This window comes from Pseudoalteromonas sp. J010, assembly GCF_003934235.1.
GTDB lineage: Bacteria > Pseudomonadota > Gammaproteobacteria > Enterobacterales > Alteromonadaceae > Pseudoalteromonas > Pseudoalteromonas peptidolytica.
Map to the genome: position 1 here is coordinate 16269 of NZ_RDBW01000043.1, position 23864 is coordinate 40132.

Consider the following 23864-nt stretch of genomic DNA (forward strand, 5'->3'; position numbering starts at 1 on the left):
ATCTACCAAACCTAAGAGCTATACAAGCCGCCATTAATTTCGAAGTTAGCACCACTCACATACCCCGCGTTTTCAGAAATTAAATATGCAACTAAATGTGCTATTTCTTCAGGCTTCCCTAAGCGTCTCGCTGGGATTGTATTGATCACTTGTTCAAGTACTTCAGGTTTCATCGATGTAAGCATATCTGTCTGGCAGTACCCCGGTGAAATTGTATTCACAGTGATATTCTTGTGGGCACCTTCTAAAGCAAGTGCCTTTGTAAAACCTTGTATACCTGCTTTAGATGCACAATAGTTTGCCTGACCAATCTGACCCTTGTTAGCATTGACTGAGGAAATATTTATTATACGGCCAAACCCCTCTTGTCTCATACGGCTATAAATTGGCTGTGTCAGGTTAAAGATTGAGTTTAGATTGACGTTTAATACTTCGTTCCACGCACTTCTCTCCATTTTATGGAACATTACGTCCTTTACAACACCCGCATTGTTAACCAGTATATTTGGATAAATACCTTCATCGACTAAGCTTTTTAAAAGCTCGTCACAGGATGATTGATCTGTTACATCAACCTTCCTAAATAGTACATTTGGGAATTCGATACTTGGAGGCGTAGTGTTGTATGTAGCGATAACCGTTTGACAATGTTCACTCAAACATTCCACAATGGCGAGACCAAGCCCTTTGGTTCCCCCAGTTACAAGTGCAATTTTTTTCATATAATACCACCGAACTTTTCTTTGCAGTTCTCAACAGCATCTTTAGATATATTGAAGTACAAATTATCTTCATCTTCATCGATTACGACTGCACCAAACTTCTTGTGGAAATTAACGACTTTTTCATTACCTTTCATTACATCGAAATGAGACTTAGCAAAGCCCAAAAACTCAAAACCAAATTGGTATACTAATAAAGCGCTTTCAATTGCTGCATATCTAGTTTTGTTATGATTAAGGATCCAACTCCCCCAACAAAATGAATCCTCTTTAATATCATAGATGCGAACAGTTCCGCATTTAGTACCATCCAACCTTTCTATAATAAAGTAAAACTGCTCTTTATTAACCTCTTTCAATTTATAAGCTCGAATCCATTCTTTTTGTGCTTCTACACTCGTATCAGATTTTGAAAGATAAGTATTATATTTACCATCGCTCCTAAGCTCAGTGATAAACTCAGCATCATCTTCAGTTATGAGCCGCATTTGAATAGTTTTACTTATTAGCATAATTAGCTACCACCTTTTTAAACTGAGTATAATCACGAATATAATCGCCTTCATCGTAGTGTTCACTTGCAATCACCAACAAAACACAATCATCAGTGAAGTCATGCATTTCTCGCCAAATACATGAATCTATTAGAAGCCCTGAACTAGGACTATCCAATAAGACCTCCGCCCTCTCATTACCATCATCTAAAATGAACTTACAGGACCCCTTCAAAGCGATAGCAACTTGTTTAAGTTCTTTGTGTGCATGAAGCCCCCTAACAACACTTTTTTGTGTATCATAAATGTAGTAGACCCGCTTAATTTTAAAGGGGATATTTTTATTTTGCTCTATGCTGACTAGAGCTCCTCTTTCATCGCCATGGCTTTGGAGGTGAATTCTTTTAACTTCCATATTTATCCCAGCGCTAATTTTAAAGGTTTAGCTAAACTATCTTTTTCTGAGAGCTTAGGTGATTTGACTATTGGCCAATCAATATTTAAGAATGGGTCGTTCCAAGCTATTGAAACTTCACTTTTAGGATTATAAAAGTCAGTGCATTTATACACAAACTCGGCATCATTACTGGTAACATAAAAACCGTGTGCGAAGCCTTCAGGTATCCAAAGTTGCTTTTTATTCTCTGCTGAGAGATACACACCAACCCATTCACCATATGTTGGAGAGTCAATTCTAATATCTACAGCCACATCAAAAACTTCACCTGATACTACACGTACCAACTTCCCTTGTGTATTTTCAGCCTGAAAATGAAGACCGCGCAATGTACCTTTATTAGATTTTGAATGGTTGTCTTGGACAAACTTTACAGGATATCCAGTTACATGTTTCTCGAACTCTTTTTGATTCCAAGTTTCCATAAAGAACCCTCTTTTATCACCAAAAACTTTTGGCTCAATGATTTTTACATCAGGGATCCTAGTGTCTATTACTTGCATAGTTTCAACCTATATATTTTTGAAGATCTCTTATCGCCGCTTTCCAATCACTAGCTTCAATTGAAAACGACTCTTTTAACTTATCAACCTTCAACCTGGAATTGAGCGGGCGCTTAGCTGGAGTTGGATATTCCGCAGTGCTGATCTTTCCTAAGATAGGTTTACTGGTAATAACTCCTTGAGCACTTGCCTGCTCAAAAATAAAATCAGCGAATTCATACCAGCTCAGCTGAGGGAGACCCGAGAAGTGATAAACGCCATATGGAATTTCTTTATCTTTCTCGATCTTTTTCGCAATTTCAATCAGTGAGTCTGCAATATCTCCAGCATAAGTAGGACCACCGAATTGATCTCCAACGATATTCAATTGCTCTCTGACTGCACCTAGTCTTAACATTGTTTTGACAAAGTTATTTCCATATTCACCAAAAACCCAAGAGGTTCTCAAGATAATATGTTTCTCACAAAACTCTGCAACAGCTTGTTCTCCAGCCAATTTACTCTGCCCGTAAATACCTAAAGGCTTTGTTGCATCTGTTTCAACATACTCTTCGAGCTTATTACCGTCGAATACATAATCAGTAGAAATATGTAATAGAGTTGCACCAATTTGCTGAGAAACTTTTGCGAGATAACTAGGTCCATCCCGGTTAACTCCGTAAGCTAATTGCACTTGCTCTTCCGCTTTATCAACGGCTGTATAAGCAGCAGCATTGATAATTATATTTGGAGAAAAATCATAAACTACTTCATTGACTCGAGCTTGATCTGTTATGTCTAATTCCGCTTTTGTTAGGGCTAAGACTTCAAAGCTCGCTTCATGAGATAACTTTTCAGTAAGGCAAGTCCCCACTTGTCCTTGCCTGCCTGTAATCAAAATCCTCATATGCCTATTAACTTTCTCTTAGTTTCTTATCGTTTACCAAGCGATAAAGGTATTGGCCATATTCATTTTTCATCATCGGTTCAGCCAAAGCTAACAATTCAGTATCATTTAACCAGTTGTTTCGCCATGCGATCTCTTCTAAACAAGCCACCTTCAACCCCTGAACATTTTCTATCGTTTGCACAAAGGATGAAGCCTCATGTAGACTCTCATGAGTACCGGTATCTAACCAAGCAAACCCTCGCCCTAGTAGTTCCACGTTAAGTTGACCTGCATCCAGATACATTTCGTTGATCGATGTGATTTCCAGCTCACCTCGAGCGGAAGGCTTCACTTTTTTCGCCATTTCTACAACTTGGTTGTCATAAAAATACAGGCCTGTAACCGCATAATTTGATTTTGGCACTTCTGGCTTCTCTTCAATTGAAACCGCCCTCATATTTTCATCAAATTCAACCACGCCAAAGCGCATAGGATCTTTCACTTGATATCCAAACACACTCGCACCAGATTGACATTCAGCTGCGCGTTTCAATGAATTTGAGAATGATTGGCCGTAGAAGATATTGTCCCCTAAAACCAAGCAGACGCTATCATCTCCAATAAATTCTTCGCCAATAATAAAAGCTTGAGCTAGACCATCTGGGCTTGGTTGAATTGCGTATTCTAAATTAACACCAAAATCAGAACCATCGCCAAGTAATCGCTTAAATGACGCCTGATCTTCAGGTGTTGTTATAATTAAAATGTCTTTGATCCCCGCTAACATCAGTGTAGATATTGGATAAAACACCATCGGCTTATCATATATAGGTAACAATTGCTTAGATACACCACGAGTCAGCGGATAAAGGCGGGTACCAGAACCTCCAGCGAGAACAATCCCTTTCATTTTATCTATCTCCATTTTCCAATATGCCCAAGCGCTCTCTTTGATAAGAGCCATCTTGAATATTTTCACACCACACTTGATTTTCTAAATACCAAAGTACAGTTTTGCGCAGCCCTGTCTCGAAAGACTCTAATGGTTTCCAAGACAGCTCTTCCGCCATTTTTGACGCATCAATTGCATATCGCCTGTCGTGACCAGGGCGGTCAGATACATGGACTATCTGTTCTGAGTACTTAGTTTCTTTCGGCCTAAATTCATCTAACAAGTCACAAATTGCTCTCACTACTTCGATATTCTGCTTCTCATTGTGACCACCTATATTGTATGTTTCCCCGTTTACCCCTTCAGTAACAACTTTGTATAGAGCCCTCGCATGATCCTCTACAAATAACCAATCCCTAATTTGGTCACCCTGACCATAAATAGGTAATTCTTTGCCTTCTAGGGCGTTTAAAATCACCAATGGAATCAGTTTTTCAGGGAAGTGGTATGGGCCATAATTGTTTGAACAATTAGTTATTACTGTCGGTAAACCGTAAGTACGTTGCCAAGCACGCACTAAATGGTCACTTGAAGCCTTGCTCGCTGAATAGGGGCTGCTCGGAGCATAGGGCGTTTCCTCAGTAAAAAGAGGTAACTCTTCGCTGGTTTCGCTTGGGTGAGGTAAATCGCCATACACTTCATCTGTGGAAATATGATGGAATATAAATTCCTCTTTAGCATTTCCCTCTAATCCAAGCCAGTATTTTCTAGCTGCTTCGAGCAGCGTATATGTACCAACGATATTAGTCTGTATAAATTCTGCTGGGCCTGTAATCGAACGGTCCACATGACTTTCTGCCGCTAAATGCATAACAGCGTCAGGTTTAAACTCCTGAAATAATTGCTCTATTTTTTCGCTATTACAAATGTCTACTTGAGCAAAAGAGTAACGCTCATTTTTTTCAACATCTTTCAATGATTCTAAGTTACCTGCGTAAGTTAACTTATCTACGTTCAAGACGCGGCTTTGCGTGTGTTCTATAATAAATCTAATTACCGCAGAGCCTATAAAACCAGCCCCACCTGTTACAACAATGTTCATTTCCAAACTCCCTTAGTATCTACTAAGTAATCAAAAATCGGGGCAATATTTTTAAATTCTTTATGATCAACCAATAACACATGAATATCGGCTTCTTGTTGCGCCCGTTCAAGAGTAACTAGTTCAATGTTGTTCGCATGTGATGGTAGTGAGCTGATATTGGGTTCAACAGCGAAAACTGAACCTGAGTGGAATTTAGCTAATTCAGAAGTAATATCTAACGCAGGACTTTCTCGTAAGTCGTCAATATTCGGCTTAAATGACAAGCCATAGCAAGCCACCGTAACATCCTGTGCTGTTTTTGATGTGTTAGCTTGCAAAAAATCTGCTAGTGCTAATTTTACTTTATCAATTACCCACGAAGGTTTTGCATCGTTGACTTTACGGGCTGTGTGAATAATTTTTGCTTCTTCTGGTGTTTTGCTAACTATAAACCAAGGGTCTACTGCAATACAGTGGCCTCCAACACCAGGACCTGGTTGCAAAATATTAATACGTGGGTGGCGATTAGCCAAGGAGATTAGTTCCCAAACATCAATATCCAATTTATCGCAAATAATCGATAACTCGTTAGCAAAAGCGATTTGAACATCTCGACACGAGTTTTCTGTTAGCTTTGCCATTTCAGCAGTACGGGCATTAGTAATTACGCACTCGCCTTGTACAAAGGTTTTATATAACTCTACAGCTCGAGTAGAACAATGTGCTGTCATGCCTCCAATTACGCGATCATTTTCTACCAACTCACGAACTACATGTCCAGGCAATACACGCTCTGGGCAGTGAGCAATATTTACGTCAGCATTTTCTCCTGCGTGCTGCGGGAAACTTAAATCAGGGCGAGCCGCGGCCAACCAGCCTGCCATTTGCTCAGTTGCACCAACTGGTGAGGTAGATTCAAGAATAACTAAATCACCTTTCTTTAGTACTGGTGCAATTGCTTCACTGGCTTTATGAATATATGTTAAATCGGGTTCTGGAATTTGTGAGTCGTTATTTTTAAAAGGAGTTGGCACCGCAATTAAAAAAGCATCAGCTTGCTCTGGTGAAAGCGTTGCTTTGAGATAACCTTCTTTTACGGCTGCATGAACAATCATATCTAGCTCAGGTTCAACGATATGGATTTCACCTCGATTGATTGTGTCTACGGCATGCTGATTAACATCCACACCAATTACTTTCTTTTTGCGAGAGGCAAACATCGCTGCTGTTGGCAATCCAATGTAACCCAAGCCAACGACCGAAATTGTATTAAATGACATACTTTCCCTTTGAAAATCTTGAAGTTTAAAACTGCTTAATGGTGTTTATTTAGCTAAAATATCGCAGATTCTTTTGCATGCATTTCCATCACCATAAGGGTTATGGGCTCTGCTCATTTGCTCATAGCTTTTCTTATTAATTAGCAATTGTTCTATAGAAGCGGTGATTGCTGCTACATTAGTCCCAACTAACTTTACTGTCCCAGCTTTTACAGCTTCAGGACGCTCAGTGGTATCGCGCATAACTAGAACCGGCTTGCCGAGACTAGGCGCCTCTTCTTGAATACCACCAGAGTCTGTTAAAATAACATGTGCTCTATTCATCAAATAAACAAAAGGCAAATATTGTTGAGGTTCTATTAAGTGAACATTGTCTATATCGCTTAAAATGCGATTAACAGGCTCTTGCACATTTGGATTTAAGTGCACTGGATACAGGATTTGACAGTTTGGGTGTGCTTTTGCAGTCTTAGCCAGAGCTTCACAAATACGTTCAAACCCACCACCAAAGCTTTCTCTTCGGTGACCTGTAACTAAGATCAGCTTTTTGCTCTCATCCAACATAGGGAACTTTGAAGCCAGGGTATTGCTTAGATCAGAGTCTGTTTCTATTTGATGCTTTACCATTAGCAAAGCATCGATCACTGTGTTACCCGTAACAAATATATTCTCATCATGGTAATTTTCAACTAGCAAGTTTTGTTTAGAGGTCTCAGTAGGAGCAAAGTGGTATCTGGTAAGCGCCCCTGTAAGCTTGCGGTTTGCCTCTTCTGGCCATGGAGAGTATATATTGCCTGTACGCAACCCAGCTTCGACATGACCAACTGAAATTTGTTCATAATAAGCTGCTAAGCTTGCTGCAAACGTGGTTGCAGTATCGCCATGTACTAAGACCACATCTGGCTTAAACTCTTTAAGTACTGGAGTAAGCTCTAATAAAATTCGGCTTGTCACTTCTGGTAGCGTCTGCCCCGCTTTCATTAGGTTTAAATCATAGTCAGGTGTAATTTTGAATAACTCTAATACCTGATCTAACATCTCTCTGTGCTGTGCCGTAACACATACTTTGGCATCGAAGCGTACATCGTGCATTAGAGCGTGTACTAAAGGTGCCATTTTAATTGCTTCTGGTCTTGTTCCGAATACTGTAAGTACTTTCACAGAGTGTCCCTTTATTTTTTCTGCTGGTTTGGTTAGAAATGCCGATTGGATTTTAGGAGGCTTTAATAATGCGGTAATTTATTTTTATATTGAAACTATTTGAAATCTTTAACTTTAATCACGGCGTAAAGCCACTTTTATACTGTTAATTTACTAGTTCTCTTAAAATCGCGGCATAAAGCCGCTCCTACAAGTTAATAGAGCTGCGGCGTGTTACTGCAGCTATAAACTATGCTTTATCTGATTTGTATTCGTAGTTGTAGTAGCCGTAGTAACCATAGGCGTTGGTTGACTTACGAACAACACCATTGAATACCACTCCTTTTACATCAATGCCATTTTGCTCAAAACGATTTCTCGTAATTTCTAGCTCTTTTATGTGGTTTTGGCCAAAACGTGTTACAAGTAATGTAGTCCCAGCGTGAGCACCAACGATTGCAGGATCGGTTACTGCTAAAATAGGTGGTGTATCCACAATAACTAAGTCATACATTTTACTCACTTCACTTATTAATTTGCTGAAGTTTTGGTGCATTAAAAGCTCTGATGGGTTAGGAGGGATTTGGCCACGTGTCATTACATGCAAACCTTCAACCTGAGTCGGCTTAATAACTTGTGCTAAGTTTAGTCGACCAGATAAGTAATCACTTAACCCGTCATCCCACTTCATGCCAAACTGTGTTTGTAGGTAGCCTTTGCGCATGTCAGCATCAACCACTAATACACGTTTACCGCTTTGCGCTAATACTGTTGCTAGGTTTACAGTGATAAATGATTTACCAACCCCCGGGCTTGGGCCAGAGATGGCTATTACATTATTTTTAGCCTCTAGCATCGCAAAGTGTAAGCTAGTACGTAGGCTTCGTAGTGCTTCAACAGAGAGATCTGCTGGGTTATCAATTGCTAAAATAGATTTTGCTTTTGCGGTTTTACCTTTGCGTGCTTTAGCAAAACCAGTCAGTTTTACTTGGTAGTCAGAAAATGGAACGCTTGCGTAAACAGGCATACCTAAGGCTTCGATTTCGCCAGGGTCTTCTATTCCTTTATGTAGCGCTTTTTGAATAAGTACAATTGCAATTGCTAGCATACCACCTAACATAGTCGCCATGACTACGATAAGCGCCTTTTTTGGTTTTACGGGCTGAGTAGTATTTACCTCGGCATAGTCAACTATGCGTACATTACCAACCGTACCTGCGCGTACTATGTCTAGCTCTTGAGTTTTAGCAAGAAGTAAGGTGTAAATTTCATTATTTACTTCAACATCACGTTTTAAACGCAGTAGCTCTCTTTGCGTTTCAGGTAGCCCTTGGACCTCACCGGTAAGCTCATTGCGCTGGCGTTTTACAGTATCTATTTGCTCCACTACTCCACGGTAAGAGGGGTGCTCACGCTTAAATTTGCGGCCAAGCTCTAAGCGCTTTAATTCAAGTTCTTGTAATTTAGTTTCAAGCGTGACGATTTGCTCGAGTACACCTTGAGTCTCTAAGCTAATGTCAATGGATTCTTGGCGAATTTGATAGTCGTTAAATGCCTTTTCAGCACGCTCTAGGCTACGTTTAACCTCTGGCAGCTGCACTTCTAAAAATTCAAGTGACTGCTGCGCTTCTGCGCTGTTACGCTCAACATTACGGCGTACATAAATGCTCGCCACTTTATCCAATACTTTCTCAGCATAGGCCGGCGTTTTATCTTGCAGCGCAAGATTAATAATACCGGAGTCTTTGCCCTTTTCAGACGCTGAGATTGCACTTTGTAAGTCAAGTATTGTTTGTAAGCGGTTACGCTTTACGATTGAAAACTCAGTATCAGGTCGCGCAATAAGCGTTTTAATCGTGAGTTCAAATTGCCCAACCTTAACTTCTTCACCCACTTTACCAGATAGAATAATTTCATCATTGGCGTTTAATAGTGCAAAGTTATCGTCAGCTTGTGCTAACAAGGTAAAGCCGCTTCCCTCAGCGCTTTTAGGTACTCTAAAGCGATGAATTTCTACCTTTTCACCGCCCCAAGCATACGAGCTTGCCCCAAAACTAGCCTCAGCAACTTCACCCTCGCTTTGCGCTACAAACTGGCGATAACTACGACCACCAAAAAGTGGAAACAACTTTGGCTCTACCACAATATCTAAGTTTAAAGTATCAACGGCTTCACCAATCACACTTCTCGATTTAAGTAGTTCGATTTCTGTGACCGCTGCTGAGGTACTCTCAAACATACCAGACATGTCGTCAAAGCCCGGTACTGAGCCCCCCTTTTCTTCTACTTGTACCATTGCCGTTGCTTGGTAGATAGGTGTGCTGAATATGGCATATGCCACACCGAGTAGCATAAGCAGTGCAGTTACGCCTGCAATAAACCATTTGGCATCAAGAAGTGCACCAACAAGTGCCATTAAGTCAATTTCTTGGGATTCTTCTTGTTTCGGTTTTTGCGCAGAAATTAGATTTGGCTGAGCATTCATATACTCTCAATTCCTTATAAATACTGTTGCCAAGCACCACAGGCGCTGTCGATAAGCTGATATACGTGTTCAAATGCTTCTTTAGACTGGCGATAGGGATCGGGAATTTCTTTGTCTCCTATCCACTTTCCGAGTAAAAACGTTTTGCCACGCGCTTGAGGGTAACGGCTGCATAGGTCATCAAGATGCCTATGCTCCATCACTAAGAGTAGACTATTTTGAGCAACTAGAGCGCTATTTAACTGACGCCCTTGGTGCGGGCTCATGTCGATACCCTGTGCTTTAGTCAGTTCTTGTGCCATAGCATCAGCTGACTTGCCTTCCAGCGCGGTTAAGCCCGCTGATGACACTTGAATATTTTTACCCGCTAATTTGCTTTTTAATACATATTCAGCGGTTGGGCTGCGGCAAATATTACCCGCACAAACCATTAACACACTATCAAACATGAGCTTTCACACTATTGGTTGTCAATATCTTGAATTGCGTCCACTGTTGAAAGTGACGGCAATAATAGGCTGATAACTTTGTTCCAGCGAGCAAGAGGCGCACTGGTTACGTAAACGATATCTTGTGGTTGTAGTTCGAATTGCTCTGCAAGCACCAATGATGCTACATTTTTTGCATGCAGCTGGTATACATCCGCAAGCACACCATCTTTTTGGAAATCGCGCTTACGTAATACAAAAATACCATTTGCATCTGCTGTACGTTCGTTAAAACCTCCGGCATCAGTCAGTGCTTCGGCAAGGCTAAGACCAAAGCGGTTCACATCGACTTTACCCGCTTTTATCACATCACCCAGCACATATACATTACGCTTGTCATTACGGCTGATGTGAACGATATCACCGTGCTGTAATAGCCGGTTTTGCGAAATATCACCCTGTGCGTAAAAGTCATCTAATTGAATCGTTTCTGTCTTATCACCGCGAGTAAAGGTAACCGTTTCCCAGTCAGCATCTTTTGTTAAGCCACCAGCTTGGTTAATGGCATCGATTAAAGTGACCGGAGTTTCTGTAATCGGATATACGCCAGGTTTAGTTACTTCACCTGTGACATATGCTTTTTGGCTCTTAAAGCCTACTACTTTAACGTCGATTTGTGGTTCTTCAATAACTCGGCTTAGTCGCTTTGCAATATCAGCTCTTAGTTCACTCACTGTTCTTCCTGCAGCAGGAACTTTAGGTGCGTATGCAAAGTTGATAGTACCGTCAGCTTGAACTCGAAAACCATCAAACTCTGCGGTTCTTTGAACTGCTGCCGGAATTGTTAGCTCTGGGTGATCCCATACACCAATGGTTATTACATCACCGACTCCGAGGCGGTATTCGTAATTTGAAACATCTATACCTACCAGTGATGAGCGGTCGATCTCCTTGGCACGTTTGATTTTGTGTTCTTGTACCAACTGTGAGTCAATGATGTGAATGTTTACTTTTTCTAGATCGCGTTCAAGATTTGCAGTTTGCTCTCCTGAGCCTATTCCTTCAAAGTGACCACCAGGTATGAGTGTACAACCACTCATCGTCAACAGTACTGCCGAAGCAATAATCGTTTTACAGCGTAGCGCCATTATCTCTTCCCAAAAGTTTTATAATCTTTTCTTTTAATTGCTTTTATTGTCTTTAATTTAATAGTGTTAAGACAACCAAGATTCAGTTGGCTAATTAAAGCATGCACATTAGTTAATCGCAAGTGAGTACTAGGTTTTACGTAACTTCTCACTCTATATTATGTGTTTTTCTCGTTGTTTAATATGATAAACGTTATATCTGTGACCCATCTGTATTTGGTTTTGTTTTTTGATTGCTTTAAAAATCACAATAACTGTTAAGGGCTGTGATGCTGTAAAAGATCGCGAGGTAAACTCGCTCCTACCATCCCCTGTAACAAAGTGCTGTTGTATTTAAGATTTAGGCACGCTTCCGCCCTTAGGTTGCAGCTCCTAAATGCTGATTGGCTCTATGACCATCTCGTATTGAGCCGTTTTACATCGACTTTTTATCGCGAGGTAAACTCTCTCCTGCCATAACAGTGTGCAGTGAGGTCACCGTGAATGTGACCATACTACAAAATGGTGTGACATAAGCTCTCACACTAGTAAAAGATCGCGAGGTAAACTCGCTCCTACTATCCGCACAATATAGTAACGGTAGGTAAGTCGCACCTAATTTGTAGGGCAAAGTGGCTTAACATAACTGTTTTAGGGACTTCAAGCCATGACTATATTGTATCGCAGAAGTTAGATTACACCTTTCTTGCAACATATAAATAAGAATAAAGGATGAAGTTTCTATTGTACCTTTTTTATTGTACAGTTATCTACAACGACTTTTGTATATTGGTTGAGCAGTTTAATCAGTAAAATACTGCGCATCTCACCGTCTGGTTGCTGATAAATTGCTTGCACATCCCGGTAGCAGCCCTCGGTTAGTTGTACGAGGTCACCTTCTTGAAAATCACACTCTACGGGGGCTTCATCTTTATTCATGAGCTGCATAACTAATTCTTCAGGTACAATTTGAAGATCTGTACCGTAGCGAATAAAGTCAGCAACGCCACGGGTATGTTTTACCGCAGAAAAGTGTGAAGAATGTGGATTTAACTTAACAAATAGATATCTAGGGAACAGCGGCTGCACGGTAGACCTTGCACTGGCGGTTTTACGCTTAGTGATAGTCGGGAAGCAAGAAGCAATTCCCTGATTTTTGAGATTAGACTGTGCTCTAAATTCTTGTTTTGGTTTACAGTAGAGCAAATACCAGCATTCCATGCGTTCAGTTCCCTAAATAAAAAAAGCCTAACTAGGTAGGCCTTGTATTATACGTATATTCTCAACTCCGTAAAGCCTAGTCGCTACCAAATAAGTCTCTTGTGTAGACTTTTTCGGTAACGTCTTGTAACTCACCAACCATTCGGTTAGAAATAATTACATCACAGCTACTTTTAAACTGTTCTAGGTCATTTATCACTCTAGAATTAAAAAAAGTTTCCGCTTCTAGCACGGGCTCATAAACTACTACTTCAACGCCTTTAGCTTTGATACGCTTCATCACCCCTTGAATTGAAGAGGCCCTAAAATTGTCAGAGCCAGACTTCATTATCAGGCGATATATCCCCACGACTTGAGGTTTTTTCTTTAAAACAGACTCAGCGATAAAGTCCTTTCTTGTTGTGTTTGCATCAACAATCGCCTGAATAATGTTGTTCGGCACATCCTTGTAGTTAGCAAGCAGTTGTTTGGTATCTTTTGGCAGACAATAACCACCATAACCAAAAGATGGATTGTTATAGTGATCGCCAATTCTAGGATCTAAACACACGCCTTCAATAATTTGTTTAGAGTTTAAACCGTGCGACTCTGCGTAGCTGTCTAATTCATTGAAATACGCTACACGCATTGCCAAATAAGTGTTAGAGAATAGCTTTATGGCCTCAGCCTCAGTTGGATCCGTGTATAAGACCTCAACAGATTTCTTTAATGCTCCTTGCATCAGCAGCTCTGCAAATATTTGTGCCTGCTGTGTTTTGTCACCAATCACAATCCGGGACGGATACAAGTTATCAAACAACGCTTGTCCTTCTCGTAAAAACTCAGGTGAAAAAATTATTTTATCGCTTCCAAACTGATCTCTTATTTTTTGGGTGAAACCAACTGGCACTGTGGATCTTATCACGATAATGGCTTGAGAGTTTTTCTCGCTTACTTTCTCTAGCGTTTGCTCAACGGAGGATGTATCGAAGTAATTAGTGTGTGGGTCGTAATCAGTTGGTGTTGCAATGACGATCAGCTCGGCATGCTCTAACACATCAGATAATTGTGAACTGACTTTAAGGTTTAGTGATTTAGTCTCAAGATAGTTTGTTATGTCTTGGTCATATATGGGGGAGACACCACTTTTCAATTTGTTCAAGCGTTCTATATCAACATCAAAAACGGTTACCTCGTTATGCTGCGCTAGCAAGACAGCGTTTGAAAGCCCCACATAACCACACCCTACAACCAGAATTTTCACATTAATCACTCATACGCATTCGTTAAACCCAAGATAGCCATACCGTGTGACAGTTAAGCGTTGTTTGTACTACAGTTATTTGACTTTTCCCGCTGTAGCCGCTTTTTTTCAAATTCATACCGATGAGGGTATAAAGTTGTCATGATCACTACAATACCAACTAGCGCATAAACACTATTTATTGAGCTGACTGATAGACCATTTAAAAATAAGATTGATACCACACTTAATCTTACTCTTCCTGGCACTAAGCTTATCTTCAACAAGTAATTGATAACGGTAAATACAACCGCAAGCCCAACAATACCATGATCAAATACTTGCCTAATAACATACGAGTGTAAAATTACTGAGTAGCAAATGTTTGGATCTTTTGCACTAAATAGCGTTTTATAGAAAACTAAACGCTCGCATACGGCATCAGGCAAAGAGGTTAATGGTGTTGAGCCAAACAAAAAGTTAAACCAAGTCCAATCTTTAATAGCGATTAAAAACCCCTGAGCAAATACAACTCTGTCTATCGAGCTTACATCTCCGCCAGAGAGTCGACTTACGAGTACTCCAGCCACACCAACACCAATTATGCCCAGTACCATCAACTTCAATATTGTTTTAAAGTCAAAATTACGGATCAATAAGAATGTCAGCATCGCAAAATACGCAACCACGCCCGAGCGAGAACCAGACATGAACACAACAAGGGTAAGCGTTAGCCATTGTGTTACCGAGAGCTTTTTATCTATCGCCCACACCGCTAGTGCGATAAATAAAATAGTCATTATCTCAAAGTTATTCTCAGCAAATACACCTGGTCGTTTGAAAGTTGCAAATATCAACCATAGAATATATTTACACAAAAAGATGCCAAGTAGCATATTAAAAAGTAGAGTGACTTGACGCTGGCTAAATAAACATTTACCCGAGAAAAAAGTAAGGATCACCAAATAAACATAGGACTTATATGCTAAAAAGTAATCCTTTGGATGAGTCGCATTCAAATGCGCAATTATGAAGGTATAAGCTATATAAAATAAGCATCCACAGACTATTATCCAAGCACCACTTTCCATCTTCTTTGCCAAAAATAGTAAGCTTGTTAGCACCAACAGTTCAAATAGTGCATTGGTTGGTAGAGGATTATAATATGTATAGGAGATAAAGCTCGCCAATGACATTATAATAATAAAAAATAAGTAGTTATTTTTTACCATCGTCCAGTGCTTCCATTATGTTTACTGCCGCTTTTCCATCTAAGCCGTGAGCTATTGCAAGTTCTTTTGTCTTCGGTGTTTTTGCCATAAGCATGTCATAATTTTGATTAACAAACTCTGCGACTAATTGTGGCTTATCTACAATATATACACCATAGTCATTAAGTAAATCTGTACCAACCTTTTTCGCTAAATCATGCGCTAAGCCAACATCTTTAGTCGTTACTATAATGCAGTTGGCCAACATAGCCTCAACCATACAATACGAATATGTCTCAATAATTGATGGGATCAATACTACTTGTGCTTGTGCATAGTGTGTCAGCATTTGATGATAGTTTAATTCAACATCATCTAGATTAACGAGCAGGTAATGACACGATGCAATTTCTTTAAACCCTTTAATTTCTTCATGCTTACGGTTAGGAAAAAAGAAATGCGTTGGCCGTTTAGCAACACTTTCTGTAGGAAAGTCAGCTCCTAAATGAATAATATCATGCTCGTTAGCACCCAGAGCCGCCGCTTGTAGTCTTGATAAACACAATGTTTTATTTGCAAAAAACATACTTAATTGGGTTAAACGCTTGGATGCCACTATGCGACGAATAAATGAGATCTGAGGTTTTAAACTAGCCGGAAACAACGGCTCTCCCTCATGAGGGATAAAAATGACCTTTTTACCAAGTAAACGAAATACAGGGGCAAACAAAAGACATAAAAAAACATAGTTGATCACCACCGTATGGCTTTTGCAGCCTTCCTTTATAATTCGATATATATCAAAAAATACGGTTTTTAAAGACTTTGAAAAAAATGCAAACTTGATATTTTTACTATTTTCTAGTTGCCTTGCAAGCAACCCTATGCCGTTATATTCTCCAGCAGAAAATGAAATAACTAATACTCCCTGTTTCATGATGTTCGCTCATTTATACGAAACTTACGCTTCAAATATACAGTAGCGAAAATAGCTAAACGCTTACTCATCGCCATCCACTTTTTCGCTCCAACAGCATGTTTGCTTATCACTCTATAGTCTTCTTTGATCATGCGTTTCATATTGCTAGATATGCTACCAGCAACCTGCCGATAAAACGCATATTGCCCGCCAATAAGCTGCATTTTCTTGTTTTGCTTTGCGGCTTTTAAGAAAAAGTCATGATCTTCTATCACCACATCCTCAGAAAATCCGCCCAGCTCAATAAATACAGTTTTGCGTATTGCACAACCTATAATGCTATATTTCTCACCAGATTTACTCCCCCAACCGAATAACACATCATCAAAGGTTAAGAAGTCATTATCACGCTGATATCGAGCTAAAAAGTCCACTGATTTAGTTTCATGAAAAAATTGCACAGGTGAAAAAACCAAATCAGCCCCCTGACTAAACGCACGCTCTAGCTGCATCACAAAGTTATGCCCTAATAGATCATCTCCACCAATAACGATTAACGCATCACCTGTTGCCATTGATGCAGCACGGTTCATGGTTTTAACCTGTCTTTGATTAGTTTCGTTTTGATAGACCCGCAGACGATGATCTGCTTTGGCTGCGTGCTGCAACACTTCAAATGTATTATCCGGTGAACAGTCGTCAATCGCTATAACCTCGTCTTCTTCGCGGATGGCAGCGAGTACACTTTGCAATGTATCATCAACAAAATGTGCTTGGTTATAGAACGGGATAATCACAGTAAACTTCAAAACTACTTCCAAATTAACGTTTTAAAATACGCTTTAATGCAATAAAAGCCATTGTTGCCGGTGTTAAACATACCTGGCTCAACACCGAGCAAGTCAATAAGCGCAAATATAAGGGTCGATATTGTAACACTTTTATAGAAAAAGTTTGTTTAATAATGTCTCTGCATTGTGAGATTAATCTCTTAACTTGATTGCGCTGTTCAGAAGTCATAACAGCTTGATTTTCTCTCATTATCACCGCGCCAGACCACACACAAAGCATGAGCTGAGCACAAAAGCGAGACTGCATCTGCTCAAATACATTTTTGCTATCCAATAGCGCTTTAAGCTTAATTTGGTTTTCCAATAACCCAAAACGCGCCATAGAAAAAGCTTTAGTCGAAGAGCTGTCATGCTGACGGTATAGATATTTACCACTGCTAAAAGCAACTGAATTACAATCTAGAAATAGTGCACGTGTCGTTAATTCATCACCATGTAAGTTTGATTCATCATAACGGATATTTGTAAAGACGCTCGCTTTATACATTCCAACACCATGTACACTCCAGTCTAAAGACAGCTCAGTTGCTAAAGTACCTGAGATGACCCCCTGTGTTGGTACAGACTTGAACTTGCTTTTTTCGCTAGTGCCATCCCAATAATATAAATCAAATAAACCAGCTTCAGCATCGTGTAACAACATGGCATTGAGTAAGCTTTCAATCGCATCAGCCTCGAGCATATCATCAGAGTCAACCATACAGACATAGTCTCCCTGAGCATGCTCGAGCGCTAAATTACGGGCGCTTGATGCCCCGCCATTTGCTTTAGAGAACACTTTGATTTTTGGGTTTTCCCTCGCAAGCTCTTCTAAAATAGCCAAGGTATTATCTGTAGAGCCATCATCAACACATAAAATTTCAAGCTGGTCATAACTTTGTTCAGCCACTGAGTATATGCTTTGCTTGAGAAATTGTGCCGCGTTGTAACAAGGCATTAAAACGGATACAAGAGGGAGTGATTCACGCATTAGGGTTCCATCTTTTGTAGATGTTTATAAAAAACGGTCCAAACAATAATGCCATACGCAGCATACGTCATGGCGTAAGCCTCAGATACACCAACTAAACCTCTTAGTTCAACAAGATACATAGTTAAGAATGCAAACCCGAAACTTGCGAAGATCTCGCAAAAGGCGTTCATTTTAAAATACCCTTTAGCTAGCATCAAGAGTGCTCCAACATGGCTAATGATCCGGATGATGTCACCTATGATCTGGGGCTCAAATAATACCTCTGCGGGTAAAAAAGCTTCTGTTGCAAGGAGTAGAATCAAAAACTCTCGAAGAAAATATATAGTACCACCACCGATAAGTGCTAAACACACAACCAAAAGCAACACCTGACTAGTCGTTTTTGTTAGTACCGAGCGACTTGTCGATTTCGAAAGCTTAGGGTAATAGTACACACCAATGGCCGTGATCAAGATTGATAAATAGGCTGTGGAGATATTCCAAACTAACTGCCACTGACCAGCGGCATCAATTGAAACCGCAGAGCTGAGTGTATCCCGTACGAGAATTAAAGAGATAGGGCCTGTTAGTGCACCAACTAACCCAAGGCCAAGATACTTTGCCATCGTGGTTACATCACAACGTTCGGCACTACCAAACCAGTTTTTTAATTTAAACCACGGCTCCCTGAAAACTCTTGATATAACCACCAACCCCGCAATTGCATTATTCAGTGCAACCGCAGCTAGGCCGCCAGCTAGCCCATAACTATATATTAAAAAGACAGCAATCAGGCAAGATACTATCGTTGAAACCATTAATGTGGTTATATATTTTGCGTGCTCTTCTTTGCCATTGACAACCGCTAATAGTAACGCATTAGCGACGTTGAGCGGCAGCATAACAAGCACCAGTAAAATCACCCAATAAAGCGTATCATTATTGAATAACAAGTTTGATAAAGTACTTGATGTTACGATTATAATTGGAGCAGTAATAGTGAATATCAAGACAATTAACTTTGTCGTTGCACGCCAATACGGTGAGGGGTCATCCCTATATTCAGCGGTATAACGTGATACACCTTGCGATAACTGATTACACATAACACCATTGAGGCCATTTACAAAGCTTTGTAATTGACCCACAAGTGCAACACCTTCTGTACCGGCGTAGACAGCAACAAATTTTGATACAACAAAGCCTTTAGCCATATTAAGTAGGGTTAACAGCCCACTTAATATGGTAACGCTGAATAACCTCATCCTGAGAAACTATTCACTGCTTTAACAACATGTTTGACTTGCTCGTCAGTCATTGTAGGGTCAATTGGCAAAGAGAGCACGGTCTCGTGTAGCTGCTCACTGATAGGTAAGCTTAGCTCACTAAGCTCTGGGTAAGCTTGCTGCTTGTGAGGTGGGATAGGATAGTGGATCAAACATTGAACCCCTTGTTCCATTAGGTGAGTTTGCAGTGCATCCCTATTATTACTTTTAACTACAAACAAATGCCAAACATGCGCTTCGGCCATCTCTACCTTCGGTAGTTCCACATGAGCGTTATCAATCATCTCTAGGTAACGTTGCGCTATTTCGCGTCGTTTAGCTATCTCTTGCTCAAGATGCGTCAGTTTTACATTTAAAAATGCAGCTTGGATCTCATCTAATCGTGAGTTTACACCTTGATACACATTCTCATACTTTTTATGCGAGCCGTAGTTTCTTAGTGCAACCAAGGTTGAAGCTAACTCATCATCATCAGTCGTTATTGCCCCCGCATCACCTAACGCGCCTAGATTTTTTCCGGGATAAAAGCTAAAACCAGAGGCATCACCGAAGCTACCTGCTTTTTTACCATTGATTGTTGCACCGTGCGATTGTGCCGCATCTTCTATTACTAACAGTTGATGAGAATTTGCAAAAGCACAAATCGCTTCCATTTCACTCAACTGACCATATAAGTGAACAGCCATAATCGCTTTTGTTTTGTCGGTTAAATGCGCCTGCATCTTTTGCACATCAATATTGAAGGTGTTGGGATTAGGCTCAACGAGCACTGGCACCAATCCATTTTTTGAAATGGCAAGAATTGACGCTATATAAGTGTTCGCAGGTACAAGCACCTCATCTCCTGCGTTTAACTTCCCCATTTCAAGCCAAGCTTGTAAGGTTAAGGTTAGCGCGTCTAAGCCATTGGCTACCCCGATACAGTGCTTAGTTTGGCAGTATTTTGCAAAATTGTGCTCAAATGACTCTAGCTCACGACCACAAAGGTACCACCCCGATTGGATAACACGCTGTGCAGCCTCTTCCAGCTCAACTTGATACTGAGCATTAATAGCTTGTAAATTCAAAAATGGAACTTCAATTGACATGGTGGTACTCACAATAATTTTTGATTTAATCTTTTTTATCATCTAGATAACGAACAATACGTGCAGGATTTCCAATCACTACTGCATTATCAGGAACGGACTTGGTTACAACAGCTCCAGCGCCAACCATCGCATTTTGACCAATAACCACTCTGGGTAAAATAGTCGCATTAGCCCCGATTGATGCGCCTTTCTTTAACATTGTGAGTGGAAAGTGCTCAGGGTATTGTTTTGAGCGGGGCATTACATCATTGGTAAAAGTCGCGTTAGGGCCGATAAACACATCATCTTCAATACGCAGACCATCCCACAGGTACACTCCTGATTTGATAGTAACGCGATCACCGATAATCACATCACCTTCTATCAATGTATGCGCGCATACATTAACATTACAGCCAATTTGCGCACCTTTTAATACCACTGCAAATTGCCATATAGTGGTGTCACTGCCTATATTATCTGTTTTTACATCAGCAAGAGGATGGATCATTTTGTTACCCAATTGATAAACTCATCATAGTCACGTAAGTAATCTGACTCATCATATTCCGCGCTGGCTAACACCATTAATACGCAATCAGGCGTAAAATTATGCATCTCTCGCCACACTACGCCATCAATTAATACACCATGTTCTGGAGATTCTAACCTGATCGTCTGTTGTGTTTTGCCATCATCAAGTAGTAAGTCGCAGCCACCAGAGGCAGCAAATAGCACTTGCTTTAAATCTTTATGTGCATGAAAGCCCCTTGATACATCTGGTTTTGTACCATAAATGTAATAAATACGTCTTATGTCAAAAGGGACGTCTTTATTAACCTCAAGTGCTATCAGTGAACCTCTATCGTCACCGCGCGGCGTAAACTTAAGTTGCTTTATCACTTCGTGTTAACCTTAATAAGAGAATCTAGGTATTTGCCGTAACTGTTTTTTTTCATCAAATCAGCACGTGCTTGTAAGGCTTCTTGTGAAAGCCAGCCTTGTTTCCATGCGATTTCTTCTAAACATGCGACCTTCAACCCTTGACGCCTTTCTAATGTTTGAACAAAGTGACTGGCTTCTAGCAGACTGTCATGAGTACCTGTATCTAACCAAGCAAACCCTCGCCCTAGTACCTCAACATCCAGTTGGCCTCGTTGCAGGTATTCATTATTTACACAAGTAATTTCAAGCTCACCACGGCTTGAAGGTTTGATGGATTTAGCTATCTCAACAACGCTGTTATCATAAAAATAAAGTCCTGTTACAGCATAATTAGATTTAGGCTGCTGTGGCTTTTCTTCAATAGACAGTGCTTTAAAGTTTTCATCAAACTCAACAACGCCAAATCGCTCAGGATCACTAACTTGGTATCCAAACACAGTAGCCCCACTTGTCCTCTTAGCAGCACTCAAAAGCTTTGGTGTAAAACCTTGCCCATAAAAGATGTTATCTCCTAGTACAAGACATACTGAGTCATTACCTATAAACTCCTCACCAATTATAAATGCCTGTGCAAGTCCATCAGGACTTTGCTGCTGGGCGTAGCTGATATTTATTCCAAATTGACTACCATCTTCTAAGATCCGCTCAAAGCCTGCCGCATCTTCTGGCGTTGTTATAATTAAGACTTCTTTTATTCCTGCCAACATCAAAACTGACAGCGGATAATAAATCATGGGCTTGTCATAAATTGGTAGCAACTGTTTAGACACGCCTTGCGTGATAGGATATAAACGGGTTCCCGAACCACCCGCTAAAATTATTCCCTTCATTTACTCACCTGCTCCCAAACGTTCTCGTTGATATGAGCCATCTAAAACCCGTGACCACCATGCCTCGTTTGCTAAAAACCACTCAACGGTTTTTTTCAGCCCTGATTCAAATGTTTCTTCTGGCTTCCAACCAAGCTCACGCTCTAGTTTACTGGCATCAATAGCATAGCGCAGATCATGCCCAGGGCGATCTGCCACAAAAGTGATAAGGTCACGGTAGTGGCTAATCGTGGAAGGTAAATCAGGTCTTAACTCTTGTAGTAGATCACAAATAGTGGTTACCACTTCAAGGTTAGTTTTTTCGTTCAAACCACCAATATTGTAAGTTTCACCAAGTGCTCCTTGAGTCGCAACCAGCACTAGTGCTTTGGCGTGATCTTCCACATACAACCAATCACGTATCTGCTTACCATCGCCATATACAGGTAACGGCTTCCCTTCAAGCGCATTTAAAATCATCAATGGGATAAGCTTTTCAGGAAAGTGATAAGGACCATAATTATTAGAACAATTCGTAACTAGTGTTGGTAAACCATAGGTGCGATGCCAAGCGCGGACAAGGTGATCGCTCGATGCTTTTGATGCAGAGTAGGGTGAGCTTGGATCATAAGCTGTATTTTCAGTAAAAAGTGCATCTGTATTAGCAAGGTCGCCGTACACCTCATCTGTTGAAATATGATGAAACCTAAATGTTTGCTTTTTCTCAGGTGTCAATTGATTAAAATACCCTCGAGCAACCTCTAACAAAGTGTAAGTTCCGATGATATTAGTTTGTATAAAATCAACAGGACCATCGATTGAGCGGTCAACATGACTTTCTGCTGCTAAGTGCATGATAATATCTGGTTGGTGTTCAGCGAATACAGCTTGCATATCTGCCATAGAACAAATATCAACTTGCTCAAAAGTGTATCTATCATTTTCACAGATACTTTCTAAAGATTCCAAGTTGCCAGCATAGGTTAGCTTATCAATATTTATCACTTCGTATTGAGTGTCATTGATAATTGTTCTTATGACTGCGGAGCCGATAAATCCAGCACCACCTGTTACCAAAATTTTCATATATAACCTTTTTACTTAACCCGCTCTTCTAAAAAAATCGACAAAGAACACACCAAAAAACTGTGGGTATTGTTTTAGTAGCCGCTTAGCTACATAGGAGCTATCAAAAGCACGATACAGCCAACGTAGATGCAACTTATCAATCCACGCCGGATAGTAGTGTAATTTACTGGAGGTTTGATGCAAAAAGCCGCCACAGGTATAAACCTGCTTTACCCTTCCCTTTCGTGCTTTTAATTTCACTGCAAATTCATCTTGCTTGGGCGTTCCTAAACCACATATAACGTATTCCGCTTGCGCCTCTTCAATTCGCTTAAACACTTCTTCATCTGACGAAAAGTAACCGTGCTCATACCCAACAACATTCATATTGGGGTAGTTTTCTTTAAAAATAGCCATGGTTTTTTCGATTTCGTCAGCCTTAGCACCAATAAAATAAACCTTTAACTGGTGCTCATGGGCATGCTCAAGAAACGTTTTAGCAAATGAACTCATATCAAAGCTTGTTCTTGGGATTGATTTTGAAAAGCACAAAGAAAACAATTTTGCCGATGAAATAGCATCTGTATAAATAGCATCAATTTGCTGAGTCAATGCTTCTTTGTCTCTCAGTAAAAGATACGAATACGGGTTCACAAAAGTAATCACTTCTGTGGTGTACTGCTCTTTAGCTTCACGATGGATTGTCAGTGCGAGCTGAGATTCAATATCTGGACTCTGCTTAATTTTATCTAAAAGTACGTGCATATCTAAAAAACCGTGAAATTAAAGATGTAGGGATCAACAACAACAAAAACGCAATAACTCTATAC

Annotated in this window: 25 protein-coding genes; all 25 read right to left on the reverse strand. The window is 40.3% G+C overall.

Annotated features, from left to right (window positions below; all coding sequences use genetic code 11):
- Positions 1–11: 11 nt before the first annotated feature.
- The 25 genes from EAG18_RS19615 to EAG18_RS19735 all read right to left on the reverse strand — a co-directional run bounded on the left by EAG18_RS19615 (position 12) and on the right by EAG18_RS19735 (position 23799).
- Positions 12–722, reverse strand: a complete 711-nt coding sequence (locus tag EAG18_RS19615) for a 3-oxoacyl-ACP reductase (RefSeq protein WP_125254051.1) — start codon at positions 720–722, stop codon at positions 12–14.
- A complete protein-coding gene (locus tag EAG18_RS19620; protein WP_125254052.1) occupies positions 719–1234 on the reverse strand; it encodes a GNAT family N-acetyltransferase in 516 nt (171 codons plus the stop codon). Before EAG18_RS19620 ends, EAG18_RS19615 begins: the two co-directional genes overlap by 4 nt.
- Positions 1221–1631: an FdtA/QdtA family cupin domain-containing protein gene (locus EAG18_RS19625; protein WP_125254053.1), complete on the reverse strand. Its 411-nt coding sequence runs from the start codon at positions 1629–1631 to the stop codon at positions 1221–1223. Before EAG18_RS19625 ends, EAG18_RS19620 begins: the two co-directional genes overlap by 14 nt.
- Before the next feature lie 2 nt (positions 1632–1633).
- Positions 1634–2176, reverse strand: coding sequence for a dTDP-4-dehydrorhamnose 3,5-epimerase (gene rfbC / locus EAG18_RS19630; RefSeq protein ID WP_125254054.1), 543 nt, complete (start codon positions 2174–2176; stop codon positions 1634–1636).
- A gap of 4 nt (positions 2177–2180) precedes the next feature.
- Complete coding sequence (rfbD, locus tag EAG18_RS19635) at positions 2181–3062, reverse strand: dTDP-4-dehydrorhamnose reductase (RefSeq protein ID WP_125254055.1); 882 nt, start codon at positions 3060–3062, stop codon at positions 2181–2183.
- A 7-nt stretch (positions 3063–3069) separates the two neighbouring features.
- Positions 3070–3954, reverse strand: coding sequence for a glucose-1-phosphate thymidylyltransferase RfbA (gene rfbA, locus EAG18_RS19640; RefSeq protein ID WP_125254056.1), 885 nt, complete (start codon positions 3952–3954; stop codon positions 3070–3072).
- Position 3955: 1 nt separating this feature from the next.
- Positions 3956–5038, reverse strand: coding sequence for a dTDP-glucose 4,6-dehydratase (gene rfbB, locus EAG18_RS19645; RefSeq protein WP_125254057.1), 1083 nt, complete (start codon positions 5036–5038; stop codon positions 3956–3958).
- Positions 5035–6300 carry a UDP-N-acetyl-D-mannosamine dehydrogenase gene (gene wecC, locus EAG18_RS19650; RefSeq protein WP_125254058.1) on the reverse strand — a complete coding sequence of 422 codons (1266 nt, stop codon included), beginning with the start codon at positions 6298–6300 and terminating at the stop codon, positions 5035–5037. The genes rfbB (EAG18_RS19645) and wecC overlap by 4 nt, the downstream gene beginning before the upstream one ends.
- Before the next feature lie 45 nt (positions 6301–6345).
- Positions 6346–7461, reverse strand: coding sequence for a UDP-N-acetylglucosamine 2-epimerase (non-hydrolyzing) (wecB, locus tag EAG18_RS19655; protein WP_125254059.1), 1116 nt, complete (start codon positions 7459–7461; stop codon positions 6346–6348).
- Positions 7462–7690: 229 nt separating this feature from the next.
- On the reverse strand, positions 7691–9925 hold the full coding sequence (locus EAG18_RS19660; RefSeq protein ID WP_125254060.1) for a polysaccharide biosynthesis tyrosine autokinase: 2235 nt from the start codon (positions 9923–9925) through the stop codon (positions 7691–7693).
- 14 nt (positions 9926–9939) lie between these two features.
- Positions 9940–10374 carry a low molecular weight protein-tyrosine-phosphatase gene (locus EAG18_RS19665; protein ID WP_125254061.1) on the reverse strand — a complete coding sequence of 145 codons (435 nt, stop codon included), beginning with the start codon at positions 10372–10374 and terminating at the stop codon, positions 9940–9942.
- 11 nt (positions 10375–10385) lie between these two features.
- Positions 10386–11501 carry a polysaccharide export protein gene (locus EAG18_RS19670; protein ID WP_125254062.1) on the reverse strand — a complete coding sequence of 372 codons (1116 nt, stop codon included), beginning with the start codon at positions 11499–11501 and terminating at the stop codon, positions 10386–10388.
- A gap of 720 nt (positions 11502–12221) precedes the next feature.
- Positions 12222–12701 carry a transcription/translation regulatory transformer protein RfaH gene (gene rfaH, locus EAG18_RS19675; protein WP_125254063.1) on the reverse strand — a complete coding sequence of 160 codons (480 nt, stop codon included), beginning with the start codon at positions 12699–12701 and terminating at the stop codon, positions 12222–12224.
- 76 nt (positions 12702–12777) lie between these two features.
- Entirely contained in the window at positions 12778–13944 is a 1167-nt protein-coding gene (locus tag EAG18_RS19680) for a nucleotide sugar dehydrogenase (protein WP_125254064.1), read from the reverse strand.
- Between the two features lie 53 nt (positions 13945–13997).
- Positions 13998–15155 carry a hypothetical protein gene (locus EAG18_RS19685; RefSeq protein ID WP_125254065.1) on the reverse strand — a complete coding sequence of 386 codons (1158 nt, stop codon included), beginning with the start codon at positions 15153–15155 and terminating at the stop codon, positions 13998–14000.
- Positions 15142–16071 carry a hypothetical protein gene (locus EAG18_RS19690; protein WP_125254066.1) on the reverse strand — a complete coding sequence of 310 codons (930 nt, stop codon included), beginning with the start codon at positions 16069–16071 and terminating at the stop codon, positions 15142–15144. The genes EAG18_RS19685 and EAG18_RS19690 overlap by 14 nt, the downstream gene beginning before the upstream one ends.
- Positions 16068–16862, reverse strand: a complete 795-nt coding sequence (locus tag EAG18_RS19695; RefSeq protein WP_185745634.1) for a glycosyltransferase family 2 protein — start codon at positions 16860–16862, stop codon at positions 16068–16070. Before EAG18_RS19695 ends, EAG18_RS19690 begins: the two co-directional genes overlap by 4 nt.
- Before the next feature lie 13 nt (positions 16863–16875).
- Positions 16876–17874 carry a glycosyltransferase family 2 protein gene (locus EAG18_RS19700; protein ID WP_125254068.1) on the reverse strand — a complete coding sequence of 333 codons (999 nt, stop codon included), beginning with the start codon at positions 17872–17874 and terminating at the stop codon, positions 16876–16878.
- Complete coding sequence (locus tag EAG18_RS19705; protein ID WP_125254069.1) at positions 17874–19121, reverse strand: O-antigen translocase; 1248 nt, start codon at positions 19119–19121, stop codon at positions 17874–17876. Before EAG18_RS19705 ends, EAG18_RS19700 begins: the two co-directional genes overlap by 1 nt.
- Positions 19118–20230, reverse strand: a complete 1113-nt coding sequence (locus EAG18_RS19710; protein WP_125254070.1) for a DegT/DnrJ/EryC1/StrS family aminotransferase — start codon at positions 20228–20230, stop codon at positions 19118–19120. Before EAG18_RS19710 ends, EAG18_RS19705 begins: the two co-directional genes overlap by 4 nt.
- Positions 20231–20255: 25 nt before the next feature.
- The gene (locus EAG18_RS19715) at positions 20256–20723 is read right to left on the reverse strand and encodes an acyltransferase (RefSeq protein WP_125254071.1); all 468 of its coding nucleotides are present in this window, start codon (positions 20721–20723) and stop codon (positions 20256–20258) included.
- Positions 20720–21115, reverse strand: coding sequence for an FdtA/QdtA family cupin domain-containing protein (locus EAG18_RS19720; RefSeq protein WP_125254072.1), 396 nt, complete (start codon positions 21113–21115; stop codon positions 20720–20722). Before EAG18_RS19720 ends, EAG18_RS19715 begins: the two co-directional genes overlap by 4 nt.
- Entirely contained in the window at positions 21112–21987 is an 876-nt protein-coding gene (rfbA, locus tag EAG18_RS19725) for a glucose-1-phosphate thymidylyltransferase RfbA (protein ID WP_125254073.1), read from the reverse strand. Before rfbA (EAG18_RS19725) ends, EAG18_RS19720 begins: the two co-directional genes overlap by 4 nt.
- Entirely contained in the window at positions 21988–23052 is a 1065-nt protein-coding gene (rfbB, locus tag EAG18_RS19730; protein WP_125254074.1) for a dTDP-glucose 4,6-dehydratase, read from the reverse strand.
- Positions 23053–23067: 15 nt separating this feature from the next.
- Positions 23068–23799 (reverse strand): WecB/TagA/CpsF family glycosyltransferase, encoded by a 732-nt coding sequence (locus EAG18_RS19735; RefSeq protein ID WP_125254075.1) that lies wholly within the window; start codon positions 23797–23799, stop codon positions 23068–23070.
- Positions 23800–23864: the final 65 nt, after the last annotated feature.